At 51.4% G+C, this 15,257-nt stretch carries 12 protein-coding genes, 2 rRNA genes and 1 riboswitch; all 14 genes read right to left on the bottom strand.

Features of this window, described 5'->3' with window-relative positions:
- Positions 1-59: 59 nt before the first annotated feature.
- A complete protein-coding gene (gene purN / locus K6T23_RS02130; RefSeq protein ID WP_238284364.1) occupies positions 60-632 on the bottom strand; it encodes a phosphoribosylglycinamide formyltransferase in 573 nt (190 codons plus the stop codon).
- Positions 632-1,678 (bottom strand): phosphoribosylformylglycinamidine cyclo-ligase, encoded by a 1,047-nt coding sequence (purM, locus tag K6T23_RS02125; protein ID WP_238283488.1) that lies wholly within the window; start codon positions 1,676-1,678, stop codon positions 632-634. Before purM ends, purN begins: the two co-directional genes overlap by 1 nt.
- Before the next feature lie 11 nt (positions 1,679-1,689).
- Complete coding sequence (gene purF, locus K6T23_RS02120) at positions 1,690-3,111, bottom strand: amidophosphoribosyltransferase (RefSeq protein WP_053428911.1); 1,422 nt, start codon at positions 3,109-3,111, stop codon at positions 1,690-1,692.
- Positions 3,087-5,321 (bottom strand): phosphoribosylformylglycinamidine synthase subunit PurL, encoded by a 2,235-nt coding sequence (gene purL / locus K6T23_RS02115; protein WP_238283487.1) that lies wholly within the window; start codon positions 5,319-5,321, stop codon positions 3,087-3,089. Before purL ends, purF begins: the two co-directional genes overlap by 25 nt.
- Entirely contained in the window at positions 5,305-5,991 is a 687-nt protein-coding gene (gene purQ / locus K6T23_RS02110) for a phosphoribosylformylglycinamidine synthase subunit PurQ (protein ID WP_056532497.1), read from the bottom strand. Before purQ ends, purL begins: the two co-directional genes overlap by 17 nt.
- On the bottom strand, positions 5,988-6,242 hold the full coding sequence (gene purS / locus K6T23_RS02105) for a phosphoribosylformylglycinamidine synthase subunit PurS (protein ID WP_048007507.1): 255 nt from the start codon (positions 6,240-6,242) through the stop codon (positions 5,988-5,990). Before purS ends, purQ begins: the two co-directional genes overlap by 4 nt.
- Positions 6,235-6,954, bottom strand: a complete 720-nt coding sequence (gene purC / locus K6T23_RS02100) for a phosphoribosylaminoimidazolesuccinocarboxamide synthase (protein WP_238283486.1) — start codon at positions 6,952-6,954, stop codon at positions 6,235-6,237. The genes purS and purC overlap by 8 nt, the downstream gene beginning before the upstream one ends.
- Before the next feature lie 105 nt (positions 6,955-7,059).
- The gene (gene purB / locus K6T23_RS02095; RefSeq protein WP_056532490.1) at positions 7,060-8,358 is read right to left on the bottom strand and encodes an adenylosuccinate lyase; all 1,299 of its coding nucleotides are present in this window, start codon (positions 8,356-8,358) and stop codon (positions 7,060-7,062) included.
- Positions 8,355-9,515: a 5-(carboxyamino)imidazole ribonucleotide synthase gene (purK, locus tag K6T23_RS02090; protein ID WP_238283485.1), complete on the bottom strand. Its 1,161-nt coding sequence runs from the start codon at positions 9,513-9,515 to the stop codon at positions 8,355-8,357. The genes purB and purK overlap by 4 nt, the downstream gene beginning before the upstream one ends.
- Positions 9,502-9,981 carry a 5-(carboxyamino)imidazole ribonucleotide mutase gene (gene purE, locus K6T23_RS02085; RefSeq protein WP_238283484.1) on the bottom strand — a complete coding sequence of 160 codons (480 nt, stop codon included), beginning with the start codon at positions 9,979-9,981 and terminating at the stop codon, positions 9,502-9,504. Before purE ends, purK begins: the two co-directional genes overlap by 14 nt.
- Positions 9,982-10,108: 127 nt before the next feature.
- Positions 10,109-10,210, bottom strand: a riboswitch (purine riboswitch).
- 87 nt (positions 10,211-10,297) lie between these two features.
- Positions 10,298-10,486 carry an NETI motif-containing protein gene (locus K6T23_RS02080; RefSeq protein ID WP_053428917.1) on the bottom strand — a complete coding sequence of 63 codons (189 nt, stop codon included), beginning with the start codon at positions 10,484-10,486 and terminating at the stop codon, positions 10,298-10,300.
- Positions 10,483-11,034 carry a DUF2179 domain-containing protein gene (locus tag K6T23_RS02075; protein ID WP_056532484.1) on the bottom strand — a complete coding sequence of 184 codons (552 nt, stop codon included), beginning with the start codon at positions 11,032-11,034 and terminating at the stop codon, positions 10,483-10,485. Before K6T23_RS02075 ends, K6T23_RS02080 begins: the two co-directional genes overlap by 4 nt.
- Positions 11,035-12,012: 978 nt before the next feature.
- Positions 12,013-12,129 (bottom strand): 5S ribosomal RNA (gene rrf / locus K6T23_RS02070).
- Positions 12,130-12,242: 113 nt separating this feature from the next.
- Positions 12,243-15,176, bottom strand: a 23S ribosomal RNA gene (locus K6T23_RS02065).
- Positions 15,177-15,257 lie beyond the last annotated feature (81 nt).

Here is a 15,257-nt window from a genome sequence, read left to right as displayed (position 1 = left end):
CCTCAGGGTGTTAGTTACTTCCTACGTTACCACTCTACCATATTAAAGCGACATACTTGTCACTTTTTTGCTTGGAACAGCTGTTTCAACGTTTCCGGGTACAGACGGTGCTCAACCGCCTGAATCTTGTGCTGAAGGGACTCCCTTGTTTCATCGGCCTCCACGGTCACGGCTTCTTGAGCAATGATTTCACCGGTATCCATTCCGGCGTCCACATAATGAATCGTTACTCCGGTCACCTTCACCCCACCGTCGAACGCCTGCCCGATGGCATCCTTACCGGGAAAAGCCGGAAGGATGGACGGATGGATATTGACGATCTTTCCGTCGAATGCCTTGAGGAGCGTCGGCCCGATCAGCCTCATGTATCCCGCAAGGACGATGAACTCCACGCCCGACGCCCTCAGTTCACGGACGATTTCACCTTCGAAGGCTTCCTTGCTCTCATACTCTTTCGCCCGGAAGGAGAAGACAGGGATTCCTGCCGCTTCCGCACGCTCTGTCGCCCGGGCACCGGGGCGATCGCATACAAGCAATTTGACATCGGCTTCAAGGGTACCGCTGTCAATTTCATCCACGATCGATTGAAAATTGCTTCCACTCCCCGATGCAAACACGGCAATCTTCTTCATCATCGTCCGCTTCCTGTGGCAGTCGAAATCGTCACGCCGTTCCCTGCGGCGACATGACCGATGATAGCCGCTCCTGCGTCGATGCCATTCAAGAAGGCAAGAACCTCTTCAGCTGCATCCTTCTCCACGGCCATAACGAATCCGATCCCCATATTGAAGATGTTGTACATCTCTTCCCTCGGGATGCGGCCGTATTCTTCAAGGGCTCCGAAGATCGGAGGGATGTCCCACTCCCCTTCGGTGATATGGGCTTTCAGTCCATCGGGAAGCATCCGTGGAATGTTCTCGATGAATCCACCGCCCGTCACATGGCTCATTCCTTTGATGGTGAATGTCTTCAGTGTCTCCAGTACCGGCTTCACGTAAATCTTCGTCGGTGTCAGGAGGACTTCACCAAGAGGGGCTTCCCATCCAGGGAGCACGGATTCAAGGTCGAAATCATGATCATCGAAGAAGACCTTCCTTACGAGGGAATAGCCGTTACTGTGGATGCCGCTTGATGCGAGGCCGATGAGAACGTCACCTTCGCGGATCTCTTCTCCCGTCACGATCGCCTTCTTCTCGCAGGCACCAACGGAAAATCCGGCAATGTCATATTCATCATCTGCGTACATGCCCGGCATTTCTGCGGTTTCCCCGCCGATCAGGGCACAGCCTGCCTGCTCGCAGCCGTCGGCAATCCCTTTGACGATCGCTTCGATCTTTTCCGGAACGGCTTTGCCAGTGGCAATATAATCAAGGAAATATAATGGTTCCGCTCCTTGGACCACGATGTCATTCACACACATGGCGACGCAGTCGATGCCGATTGTATCATGGCGATCCGCCTGGAAGGCGAGCTTCAGCTTCGTCCCGACTCCGTCCGTCCCGGAGACGAGGACCGGCTCCTTCAAGTTCAATGCCGAGAGATCGAACATGCCGCCGAAGCTCCCCAACTGACCAAGGACGCCTTCCCGGGCAGTCCGCTTGACGTGCTTCTTGATCCGATCGACGGATTCGTATCCTGCTTCTATGTCAACTCCTGCTTGCCGATATGCATTAGCCATCAATCTTCCTCCTATTTCACTAGCTCTTTTTCGTGTGGGTGAAGGGTATCCGGATAGATTTCAGTCGGATATTTCCCTGTGAAGCACGCCAGGCACTGCCCGCGATTGTCAGAATGATCATCTCGGTCGATCGCTTTCATGACTCCTTCTGTTGACAGGAATGTGAGGGAATCGGCTCCGATGATCTGCCTCATCTCTTCCACGGAATTGTTTGCTGCAATCAACTCTTCGTGAGTGGACGTGTCGATACCGTAGAAGCACGGATTCTTGATCGGCGGCGAGCTGATGCAAACGTGGACTTCCTTCGCCCCCGCTTCTTTCAGCATGCTGACGATCCGCCTGCTTGTTGTTCCGCGGACGATGGAGTCATCGACCATCACGACCCGCTTCCCTTCCACGACGCCGCGCACAGGGGAGAGTTTCATCTTCACGCCTTGCTCACGCAACGATTGGGACGGCTGGATGAACGTCCTGCCGACGTAACGGTTCTTAATGAGTCCGAGCTCATACGGAATGCCCGAAGCCTCTGCATATCCGATGGCACTCGAGATACTGGAGTCCGGCACCCCGGTCACGACGTCCGCTTCGATCGGTGCTTCTTTCGCAAGCTCCATTCCCATCCGCTTCCGTGCGGAGTGGACGTTCACACCTTGGATATTGCTGTCCGGTCTGGAGAAATAGACGTATTCCATCGTGCACATGGCGTTGCCACTGGAGAAACTGAATTTCTCGGATGTCACACCTTCATCATTGATGACAAGAAGTTCACCAGGCTCGACGTCCCGGATGAATTCCGCACCGACGATATCAAACGCACATGTCTCAGATGCCACGCAGTATGCATCCCCGATTTTCCCGAGGGAAAGAGGGCGCAGTCCATGGGGATCGAGGGCGACCATGAGCTCGTCTTCAGTCATGATGACGAAAGCATATGCCCCCTTGACCATGGAAAGGGCATTGCGCACGCGATTCTTCAGGCTTGAAAATCCGCTTCGTTTGATCAGATGGGCCAGAACCTCTGTATCCGAGGTCGTCTGGAAGATGCTTCCCTGTCCTTCAAGCTGATGCTTGAGTCCGTTGGCATTCACCAGGTTCCCGTTATGGGCGAGGGCAAGTCCGCCGGTCTGGGAGTTGAAGAGGAGGGGCTGGACGTTCTCATACCCGCCCCCTCCAGCCGTTGCATAGCGCACATGGCCGATGGCTCCCGTTCCTTCCAGCTTCTCGATCGTCCCTTCATGGAAAACCTCTGTGACGAGGCCTTCCCCTTTCAGGCATCGGAGGCGTTCCCCGTCAGATACGACGATTCCCGTCCCCTCCTGTCCCCTGTGCTGCAGGCTGTGAAGTCCATAATAGGTGATCTGGGCGGCATTGGGATGACCCCAGATACCGAAGACGCCGCACTCTTCGTTTAAGCCTTTGATTTCAGTAAGCATGGGATGGCTCCTTTCCAAGCTGCTTCCAGCTCTTGGACCGATGCATTCACGAGGCTACCTTCTGCCTCGGACTTGATGGATAGGGTCGCATTATCCGTTACACGACCGATAAGGGTCGTTTCAGATACTAGTCGTTCAAATGCTTCCTGATGTTCCGATTTGACAGTGATGAGGAAGCGGGATTGAGTTTCACTGAACAGATCCGCTACAGGATTTGATCCTGAGAGCGTCACTTCCGCTCCAAGACCATCGGTACCGAAAGCCGATTCAGCAAGAGCGACAGACAGACCGCCTTCTGCAAGATCATGTGCAGAGGCGACAAGGCCTTCCTGGATGGCTTCGAGGAGTTGCATCTGACGGCGAAGCTCCACCTTCAGGTCGATTGCCGGTGCATGGCCGAAGATCTTCCCTTCCGTCATCTTCTGAAGCTCGCTGCCGCCGAACTCTTCGAGGGTTTCACCTAGCAGATAAATGAGGTCTCCTTCTGCTTTGAAGCTTTGGGTGGTGATGTGGTCGATGTCTTCGATCAATCCGACCATGCCGACAACCGGTGTCGGATAGATCGCTGTTCCCATTGATTCGTTATAAAGGGATACATTCCCCCCGATGACCGGTGTGCTCAGCTCCCGGCATGCTTCACTCATTCCATCGACCGATTTTTCGATCTGCCAGAAGATTTCCGGCTTCTCGGGATTACCGAAGTTCAGGCAGTCTGTGATAGCAAGTGGGATCGCCCCTGAACAGACGATGTTGCGTGCTGCTTCTGCAACGGCAATCTTCCCGCCGACTTCCGGATCGAGATACAGATAGCGAGAGTTACAGTCCGTTGTCATGGCAAGGGCCTTCCTTGTACCGCGCACGCGGACGACAGCTGCATCGGAGCCCGGGCTGACAACCGTACTCGTCCTCACCTGATGGTCATATTGATCATAGACCCATTCCTTGCTTGAGATTGTCGGCTGCTGAAGGAGGGCGAGAAGGGTTTCTTTGTAATCGTCCACGTTCGGCACCGGGGTCTCCATCGCTTGGAATTCCTTGTAGTACGCCGCTTCCTTGGATGGTTTATGGTAGACCGGTGCTTCTTCAGCCAGGGCATCGACCGGCACATCGGATACGACTTCGCCTTTATGGATAAGACGGAGACGCTGATCGTCCGTTACATGACCGACGGATACCGCTTCAAGATCATACTTGGAGAAGAGGTCGACGATTTCCTGCTCGCGTCCTTTCTTGACGACGATGAGCATGCGTTCCTGAGACTCAGACAGCATCATTTCATACGCGGTCATCCCCGTTTCACGCTGCGGGATCAGATCAAGATTCATCTCGATACCTGATCCTGCTTTTGACGCCATTTCAGCCGAGGAACTTGTCAGTCCCGCAGCCCCCATATCCTGGATTCCAACGAGTGCATCGTTATGGATGAGCTCAAGACACGCTTCAAGGAGCAATTTCTCCATGAACGGGTCGCCTACTTGAACGGCTGGACGCTTCTCGTCTGAGCCTTCGTTGAGCTCCTCTGAGGCAAAGGTTGCTCCGTGGATACCGTCGCGGCCAGTCTTGGCGCCGACGTACATGACGGTGTTGCCGACTCCGTGGGCCTGGCCCTTCTTGATGTCTTTATGGTCGATCAATCCGACACACATGGCATTGACGAGGGGATTTCCCTCATAGGAAGCGTCGAACTGCACTTCACCCCCGACCGTCGGGATGCCGATGCAGTTCCCGTAGCCGGCGATTCCTGCCACTACTTCTTTAAATAGATACTGAACACGAGGAGAATCCAACTCTCCAAAGCGAAGAGAGTTGAGGAGTGCGATAGGGCGAGCCCCCATGGAGAATACATCACGGATGATGCCTCCGACACCTGTCGCCGCCCCCTGGAAAGGTTCGATGGCTGATGGGTGGTTATGGCTCTCGATCTTGAAGACCACAGCCTGGTCATCACCGATATCAACGATTCCCGCTCCTTCTCCCGGACCTTGCAGGACGCGTTCGCCTGTGACCGGGAACTTGCGGAGCACCGGTTTAGAGTTCTTGTAGCTGCAGTGCTCGGACCACATGACCGAGAAAAGGCCGGTTTCCGTATAGTTCGGTGTCCTTCCGAGGATCTCTTCCACCATCGTGAATTCTTCATCGGTCAACCCCATATCCCGGTATAGCTTTTCCTCTTTAACTGTCTTTGAAGTCGGTTCAAGCATTAACGACATGTTGTTCCCTCCAGTGCTTCACAATCGATTGAAATAATTTCTTCCCGTCTTCACTACCTAGTAAAAGTTCCATGGCCCTCTCAGGGTGAGGCATCATACCAAGGACGTTGCCTGCGTGATTCGTGATCCCGGCAATATCCGCTACGCTTCCGTTCGGATTATCCCCGCCGTAGGTGAACACGATCTGATTGTTGGCCTTCAGTTCTTTGAGTGTTTCTTCGTCACAGAAGTAATTGCCTTCTCCGTGGGCAATCGGGATCTGGATCTCGTCACCCTTTTCATAGCTGTTCGTGAACATCGTTTCATTGGTTTCGACTTTCAATGGTACGGTCTTGCAGATGAACTTCAGATGATCGTTCCGTCTCATGGCACCCGGCAGGAGTCCGGATTCAAGCAGTACCTGGAATCCATTGCATACACCAAGGACGGGCTTTCCTTCACCGGCTGCCTTGATTACTTCTCTCATGACGTTGGAGAAGCGGGCGATGGCACCTGAGCGGAGATAGTCGCCATACGAGAATCCGCCAGGCAGCAGGATGGCATCGAAGCCTTCGAGGCTCGCTTCCTCATGCCATACATACTCGACTTCCTCGCCGATTTCATCCTTGATCGCATGATACATGTCTACATCACAGTTGGAACCTGGGAATACGATGACCGCGAACTTCATTGAGCGACACTCTCCTCGATTTCATATCGGTAGTCTTCGATGACCGGATTGGCAAGCAGGCGGTGGCACATTTCCTCAACAGCCGCTTCCACGTTTTTCACAGATGATGGAAGACTCAGCTCCATATACTTCCCGACACGAACCTCTTCCACTTCCGTGAACTCCATGGAATGCAGGGCATTCTTCACGACGCTTCCTTGTGGGTCCAATACGCTTTCTCTCAGGGTGATATATACTTTGACTTTATACATGTGCAGTTCCTCCCAATCGTTCTAGTATGATGGCATATACTTCTGTCAAACTACCGATTCCTCTTCTGAACACATCTTTATCAAGCTTCTGGCGTGTCTCGGCATCCCATAATCGGCATGTATCCGGTGATACTTCATCCCCGAGGAGGATCTGTCCTTCCCGGTCCTTTCCGAACTCAAGCTTGAAATCCACCAGGATCACACCGGCCTCGTTGAAGATCGTTTGCAGGACGTTGTTGACCTGAAGGGCCATGCTTCTGATTTCCCGGCGCTCTTCACTTGTCGCAATCCCAAGGTAGTCGATGTGGTCATCATTGATGAGTGGATCTCCGAGGGCATCATCCTTGTAGTAGAACTCGATGATCGGTGAAGGCATCTCCTCGCCTTCCTCCCTGCCCAGACGATTCGACAGGCTTCCTGCGATCACGTTGCGGACCACGACTTCGAGTGGAATGATGTCCACCTTTTTCACAAGCTGCTCTTCATCCGACAGCTGTTTGATGAAATGACTCTGGATGCCGCGTTCGGCAAGCTTAGAAAATAACAAACTGGAAATCTTGTTATTCAGGACGCCCTTTCCAGCGATATCCGCCTTCTTTTCCCCATTGAAGGCCGTGGCGGAGTTTTTATAATGAATCCACACGATATCAGGATCATCCGTCGCGTAAATCCGTTTGGCTTTTCCTTCATATAGCAGCGAACCTTTTTCCATTTTTGAGTCCCTCCAAATCGAAACATTGCCAATCTTCAGTCTATATTCCCATAAAAAAAGGGAGGGGTCTGAATATAAACCCGTCCCTATGCGATTGTCAGAGCGTCAGTCCACGAGACCGCAGCGCTCAAAAATCGTATTTACATGCTTCAAATGGTAATTGTAATCAAAACAGTCATCGATCTCAGCAGGTGACAATTTTGATGTGATGGCTTCCTCTTCTTCTACGAGTGTGCGGAAGTGCACCTGTTTCTCCCATGCTTCCATGGCCTTCGGCTGCACGGTATCGTAGGCTTCTTCACGAGCCATGCCTTTATCGATGAGTGCAAGGAGGACGCGCTGTGAATAGATGAGGCCGAGTGTACGGTCCATATTGCGCTTCATGTTCTCCGGGAACACCGTCAAGTTCTTCACGATGTTGGCAAAGCGGTTCAACATGTAGTTGAGGGCGATTGTCGCATCCGGTAGGATCACACGCTCAGCAGAAGAGTGAGAGATGTCGCGCTCGTGCCAGAGAGGTACATTTTCATACGCTGTGAGCATATAACCCCTGATTACACGAGCCATACCGGTCATATTCTCGGAACCGATCGGATTGCGTTTATGAGGCATGGCAGAAGATCCTTTTTGCCCCTTGGCGAAGAACTCTTCGACTTCACGCGTCTCACTTTTTTGGAGTCCGCGCACTTCGACTGCAAACTTCTCGACGGATGTTGCAATCAGTGCAAGTGTCCCCATGTAATGTGCGTGACGGTCACGCTGAAGCGTCTGTGTGGAAACAGGTGCCGGTGTGATGCCGAGCTTTTCGCATACATACGCTTCAACGAATGGATCGATATTGGCATACGTGCCGACAGCACCGGAAATCTTTCCGAATTCAACACCGGCCGCAGCGTCCTTGAAGCGATCGACATTACGCTTCATCTCTTCATACCAGAGTGCAAGCTTCAATCCGAACGTGGTCGGCTCAGCGTGCACCCCGTGCGTACGGCCCATCATGACCGTATGCTTATGTTCGATGGCTTTATTCTTCAAGATCTCTACAAAACGTTCCAGATCCTTCAGGATGATGGCGTTGGCCTGTTTGAGCTGATACGAAAGGGCCGTATCCACTACGTCCGTCGACGTCAGTCCGTAATGGACCCATTTCCGTTCTTCTCCGAGCGTCTCGGATACCGCACGTGTGAAGGCTACTACATCATGGCGCGTCTCTTCTTCGATTTCTCTGATGCGCTCTACATTGAATCCTGCGTTTTCACGGATCTTGGCTACGTCTTCCTTCGGGATATCCCCGATCTCAGCCCAAGCTTCACATGCCAGGATTTCTACTTCCAACCAAGATTGAAAGCGATTTTCTTCCGTCCAAATGGCTCCCATCTCCGGGCGCGTATAACGTTCTATCATCCTTGTCGTCCTCCGATCTTTTCTTGAACCTTCCAGATCCCTGCCCCGTTCACTGAATCCAACGTGTCGTCCATTTCATCGGTCAGGATCGTCACATGTCCCATCTTCCGCTTTTCCTTCGGGACGTCCTTTCCGTACAGATGAATGAACCAATCGGGCTTTTCTGGAATGGCCTTCATGATAGGCTCTATATGTTCTCCTAATAGGTTGACCATCACAGCATCTTTTAATAAAACGGGTTGGCGCAGCGGCCAGTTGCAGACAGCCTTGATATGCTGTGCAAACTGAGATACATCACATGCTTCGATGGAGAAGTGACCAGAGTTATGAGGGCGTGGTGCCAGCTCATTGATGAAGATCCTGCCGTCTTCCGTCAGGAACATCTCGATGGCGAGTGTCCCGACGAGATCAAGGGTCTCACTGATCCTCGTCGCCATTTCCACCGCCAAATCCGCCACCTCTTCCGTCACCCTTGCAGGAGCAATGGTTTCATGGAGGATGTTGTCTACGTGGATGTTTTCAACGACTGGGAAATGCGTCTGTTGTCCATCGGGATTGCGTGAAACGATCACCGAAATCTCCTTTTCAAATGAAAGCCATTGTTCAAGGACACACGCACCGTTCTTCAACAGTTCGGCCGCTTCCGGGATGGCTTCTCTTTCCCGGATCACAAACTGTCCTTTTCCGTCGTATCCGCCTCTTGCCGTTTTCAATACTGAAGGATAGCCAAGCCTATCTATAGTATCATAGATATCCTGTTCTTGTTGAATGACCGCGTAGGGTGCGACCTCGACACCGGCATGGACAAGGGCCTCCTTCTCCATGATCCGGTCCTGGGTGATGCGGATCAGCTCCGCCCCCTGGGGAACATACGCCCTTTCACCCAACCATTTCAGGGCTTCATAATCGATGTTCTCGAATTCGTACGTGATGACATCACTCTCTTCGGCCAACCGGTAAAGGGCATCATATTGATCATATGGAGCCGCGATGACCAGATCGGCCACCTGGGCGCAAGGAGCATTCCTCGCAGGATCAAGAACCGCCACCCTGAAGCCGTTGTGTTTGGCTGCAAGGGCCATCATCCTGCCAAGCTGGCCCCCTCCGATGATCCCAATCGTCTGTCCTGGTAAGATCGTTTTCTTAGTCAAGGTCATCACTGCTTTCCATAACGTTTTGTCTCAAGTTGTCCCGCCTTGCCTCTAATGCTTCTTCGATCCGGCTGTCTTCAACCGAGAGGATCTGGGCCGCCAGCAGTCCGGCATTCGTCGCCCCCGCCTTTCCGATCGCCACTGTCGCCACAGGCACCCCGCCCGGCATCTGGACGATGGAGAGGAGGGAATCGAGTCCGTTCAATGCCTTCGACGGCACCGGAACCCCGATTACCGGCAGTGTGGTCTTTGCCGCCACCATGCCCGGCAGGTGGGCTGCTCCCCCTGCCCCTGCAATGATGACCTTCACCCCGCGACCTCTGGCTTCCTCTGCATATGTGAACATATAGTCAGGCGTCCTGTGAGCTGATACGACGCGCTTCTCGTAAGGAACATCCAATTCATCCAATACGTCGCATGCATGCTTCATCGTTTCCCAATCCGATGTACTTCCCATAATCACACCTATCATGAACAAGGCACCTCCTGTGGTTAAAAAACAAAAATACCCGGATCGATTGTTCTCCATAATGAGAGAAAGCAATCGATCCGGGTATCATTCACGGACACCAAATCGGGTCCACAAATCAAGCTTCGATCCAGACAGCTACTTTCCTCATAGTCCGACCATTTACGGTAGTCAGGTAGAGACTCATGGGCCATATTCCCATTATTATATGAGGGTATTCGGTTTATTTGTCTTCATCATAACGTGATACCGGAGGGATGTCAACGAATAATCGAACGATAATAAAAGTCTGAAAATTAATGTTCGTATTTAGGAGGTCTTACTCCTCTATCTTCTTTCCTTCAAAAACAATTGTCTGTTTTACAGGGACATACGTCTCTTTCCCCTGTTCTTCAAAGACAGGCTTCTCCATTCGTCTGACGGGCATGTACCCTTGATCCTTCATGCGATCCAGGCAGTCACCGATCGACTCACCGTCTTTCACTTCAAACAACATCTTCTTACTCATTGCTTAATTTTCCCCTTTCGGATGCTCCTAACCTGCTTCACCCAGAATCCACCGTGGATGGTCTTCGGTTCATACGCGATGATGAACGCCTTCGGGTCGAGCTCCTTAATCGTATCATAAAGCCTGATTTCATACTTACGCGGTGTAAGGATCTGCAGCATCATCCGATTCCCCTCGAGGCCATTCGCCTCCCAGTTCGTCACACCGTATCCCCGTTCACGAAGCTGACCGGGCAGCGCCTTATCGTATTCCTTGGTAATGACATTCACCGTAATATATCCAAGAGCAAGCTTCTCCTCGATCTTCATCCCCACAATGACTCCAATCCCGTATCCCACTGCATAGGCAATGACATTCTGGATCTGATTGAGGTTATCCAAGACGAGCCCAAGCCCGACAACATATATAACAATCTCAAACATGCTCACAAACGCAGCAATGTACCGATACCCCTTCAACGTCAGGATCATCCTCGTTGTAAAAAACGATACATATACAATATTGATGATAAGGATGATGGCGACCATGATATAACTATTCTGCAACAAAACCTAATCCTCCTATCCCCTATTATGAAGGGGCCAAATTGAAATCTATTTTACTAGAAAAAGTCTACGGAAGAAAGCACAGAAATCAAATCGTTTCGTACAATTTTTGGCAACGTTCGACTATGTTGTTTATGTTCCCTTTTTTGGGGTTGGTAAACGGGGTAGAAGTATGGGTTTAGAGGCATTTGTACGGAGTGGATGAATGGGGAATTGTTTTGGTTTTGGTTTTGGTTTTGGTTTTGGTTTTGGTTTTGGTTTTGGTTTTGGTTTTGGTTTTGGTTTTGATTTCCGTTCGCAAATATTGTGAGGTAAGTGCTAGATGGCCGGATATGTTTGAAAGTAAGACATCCGGATCGATATTAACGAGCGATGTCCACAAATAGAATAAATGCCAATCTGGAGTTTCGCAAGTAAAAACTTGATTATCGCAAATACACTTGAAAATACCGCTAGTAAATCGGAGAATTCCGCTGGTATATCTGCTCCTGGAGAGAAGAAATAAGTCAAAAAGTGCTCGAAATGAACAAATGGCATTGCGAGGAATGTCGAATGGTGCCATGATCAAAAGTAGAACCATTAATTGGAATAAAATTACTCATAAAAGTATCCTATTCGCACGTATCCATTCCTCATCGCACGGAACGAAAAAAAGTCGCAAATAAGCGCGACACCCCCATAGCCTCATTTCCAGTTAACACCTCGGTCCATTCCACTTGGCTGATTCCATACTCCCACAGGTCATTAAGGGCTCTAAAGGTCTGTCTCTTCGCTTTTGCTCACCGATATAATCCCAAACTCTACCCGTAATCTCGTCCTCCTAACTTATCCTTTAAACCTGCACTCTTCACCTCTCTCCACACAAAATCTTTTACCCATCCTACTTCATCCGGCCAACATCACCACCAACAACATTTCCCAGCCATTGAAAAAACACCACAAAAAAAGCAACCCATCAAATGAGCTGCTTTTCTCTAAATTGCCTGGCGACGTCCTACTCTCACAGGGGGAGATCCCCCAACTACCATCGGCGCTGAAGAGCTTAACTTCCGTGTTCGGCATGGGAACGGGTGTGACCTCTTCGCCAATGTCACCAGACAGGTATTCCATTGAAAGAATTGTTCTTTCAAAACTAGATAAAGGGTTGATAGTCAATCATTACCGGCGTATCGTCCAGTCCGGGAGACGCGAAGCGCCTCCTTCGTCTTACTTTGGTTAAGTCCTCGATCGATTAGTATCAGTCAGCTCCATGTGTCGCCACACTTCCACCTCTGACCTATCTACCTGATCATCTTTCAGGGATCTTACTCACATAAAGTGATGGGAAATCTCATCTCGAGGGGGGCTTCATGCTTAGATGCTTTCAGCACTTATCCCTTCCGCACATAGCTACCCAGCGATGCCTTTGGCAAGACAACTGGTACACCAGCGGTGCGTCCATCCCGGTCCTCTCGTACTAAGGACAGCTCCTCTCAAATTTCCTGCGCCCACGACGGATAGGGACCGAACTGTCTCACGACGTTCTGAACCCAGCTCGCGTACCGCTTTAATGGGCGAACAGCCCAACCCTTGGGACCGACTACAGCCCCAGGATGCGATGAGCCGACATCGAGGTGCCAAACCTCCCCGTCGATGTGGACTCTTGGGGGAGATAAGCCTGTTATCCCCGGGGTAGCTTTTATCCGTTGAGCGATGGCCCTTCCATGCGGAACCACCGGATCACTAAGCCCGACTTTCGTCCCTGCTCGACTTGTAGGTCTCGCAGTCAAGCTCCCTTGTGCCTTTACACTCTGCGAATGATTTCCAACCATTCTGAGGGAACCTTTGGGCGCCTCCGTTACTCTTTAGGAGGCGACCGCCCCAGTCAAACTGCCCACCTGACACTGTCTCCCACCCCGATAAGGGGCGCGGGTTAGAATGTCAACACAGCCAGGGTAGTATCCCACCGACGCCTCCACCGAAGCTAGCGCTCCGGCTTCCAAGGCTCCTACCTATCCTGTACAAGCTGTGCCAAAATTCAATATCAGGCTACAGTAAAGCTCCACGGGGTCTTTCCGTCCTGTCGCGGGTAACCTGCATCTTCACAGGTACTATAATTTCACCGAGTCTCTCGTTGAGACAGTGCCCAGATCGTTACGCCTTTCGTGCGGGTCGGAACTTACCCGACAAGGAATTTCGCTACCTTAGGACCGTTATAGTTACGGCCGCCGTTTACTGGGGCTTCGATTCGCACCTTCGCTTGCGCTAAGCACTCCTCTTAACCTTCCAGCACCGGGCAGGCGTCAGCCCCTATACTTCGCCTTACGGCTTCGCAGAGACCTGTGTTTTTGCTAAACAGTCGCCTGGGCCTATTCACTGCGGCTCTCTCGGGCTTGCACCCTACCAGAGCACCCCTTCTCCCGAAGTTACGGGGTCATTTTGCCGAGTTCCTTAACGAGAGTTCTCTCGCTCACCTTAGGATTCTCTCCTCGCCTACCTGTGTCGGTTTGCGGTACGGGCACCATCTTCCTCGCTAGAGGCTTTTCTTGGCAGTGTGGAATCAGGAACTTCGCTACTATAATTCGCTCGCTATCACAGCTCAGCCTTCACGATGATGGGATTTGCCTCATCATCAGCCTAACTGCTTAGACGCACATATCCAGCAGTGCGCTTACCCTATCCTCCTGCGTCCCCCCATTGCTCAAATGGAAGAAAGGTGGTACAGGAATATCAACCTGTTGTCCATCGTCTACGCCTATCGGCCTCGACTTAGGTCCCGACTAACCCTGAGCGGACGAGCCTTCCTCAGGAAACCTTAGGCATTCGGTGGATGGGATTCTCACCCATCTTTCGCTACTCATACCGGCATTCTCACTTCTAAGCACTCCACCAGTCCTTACGGTCTAGCTTCGCAGTCCTTAGAACGCTCTCCTACCACTGACACCAAACGGTGTCAATCCACAGCTTCGGTGATACGTTTAGCCCCGGTACATTTTCGGCGCAGAGTCACTCGACCAGTGAGCTATTACGCACTCTTTAAATGGTGGCTGCTTCTAAGCCAACATCCTGGTTGTCTAAGCAACTCCACATCCTTTTCCACTTAACGTATACTTTGGGACCTTAGCTGGTGGTCTGGGCTGTTTCCCTTTCGACTACGGATCTTATCACTCGCAGTCTGACTCCCATGGATAAGTCTTTGGCATTCGGAGTTTGTCTGAATTCGGTAACCCGATGAGGGCCCCTAGTCCAAACAGTGCTCTACCTCCAAGACTCTTACAACATGAGGCTAGCCCTAAAGCTATTTCGGAGAGAACCAGCTATCTCCAGGTTCGATTGGAATTTCTCCGCTACCCACACCTCATCCCCGCACTTTTCAACGTGCGTGGGTTCGGACCTCCATCCAGTGTTACCTGGACTTCATCCTGGACATGGGTAGATCACCTGGTTTCGGGTCTACGACCACATACTCATTCGCCCTATTCAGACTCGCTTTCGCTGCGGCTCCGTCTTCTCAACTTAACCTTGCATGGGATCGTAACTCGCCGGTTCATTCTACAAAAGGCACGCCATCACCCGTTAACGGGCTCTGACTACTTGTAGGCACACGGTTTCAGGTTCTATTTCACTCCCCTTCCGGGGTGCTTTTCACCTTTCCCTCACGGTACTGGTTCACTATCGGTCACTAGGGAGTATTTAGCCTTGGGAGATGGTCCTCCCAGCTTCCGACGGGATTTCACGTGTCCCGCCGTACTCAGGATCCACTCAAGAGGGAACGAAGTTTCGACTACAGGGTTGTTACCTTCTTTGACGAGCCTTTCCAGACTTCTTCGTCTACCCCGTTCCTTTGTAACTCCGTATAGAGTGTCCTACAACCCCAAGAGGCAAGCCTCTTGGTTTGGGCTAATCCCGTTTCGCTCGCCGCTACTCAGGGAATCGCATTTGCTTTCTCTTCCTCCAGGTACTTAGATGTTTCAGTTCCCTGGGTCTGCCTTCCATGCTCTATGTATTCAAGCAAGGATACTGTTCCATTACGAACAGTGGGTTCCCCCATTCGGAAATCTTCGGATCAGCTCACTTACAGCTCCCCGAAGCATATCGGTGTTAGTCCCGTCCTTCGTCGGCTCCTAGTGCCAAGGCATCCACCGTGCGCCCTTATTAACTTAACCGAATTGGTTAAAAACCTAAAATGGCGATACTCGGTAATTTCTTGACTATCAATAAAACTTTATCTAGTTTTCAAAGAACAA

Origin of the sequence: Rossellomorea marisflavi (genome assembly GCF_022170785.1) — a bacterium.
In the GTDB taxonomy this organism is placed as follows: domain Bacteria; phylum Bacillota; class Bacilli; order Bacillales; family Bacillaceae_B; genus Rossellomorea; species Rossellomorea marisflavi_B.
This window is presented reverse-complemented; position numbering and strand designations above follow the sequence as displayed.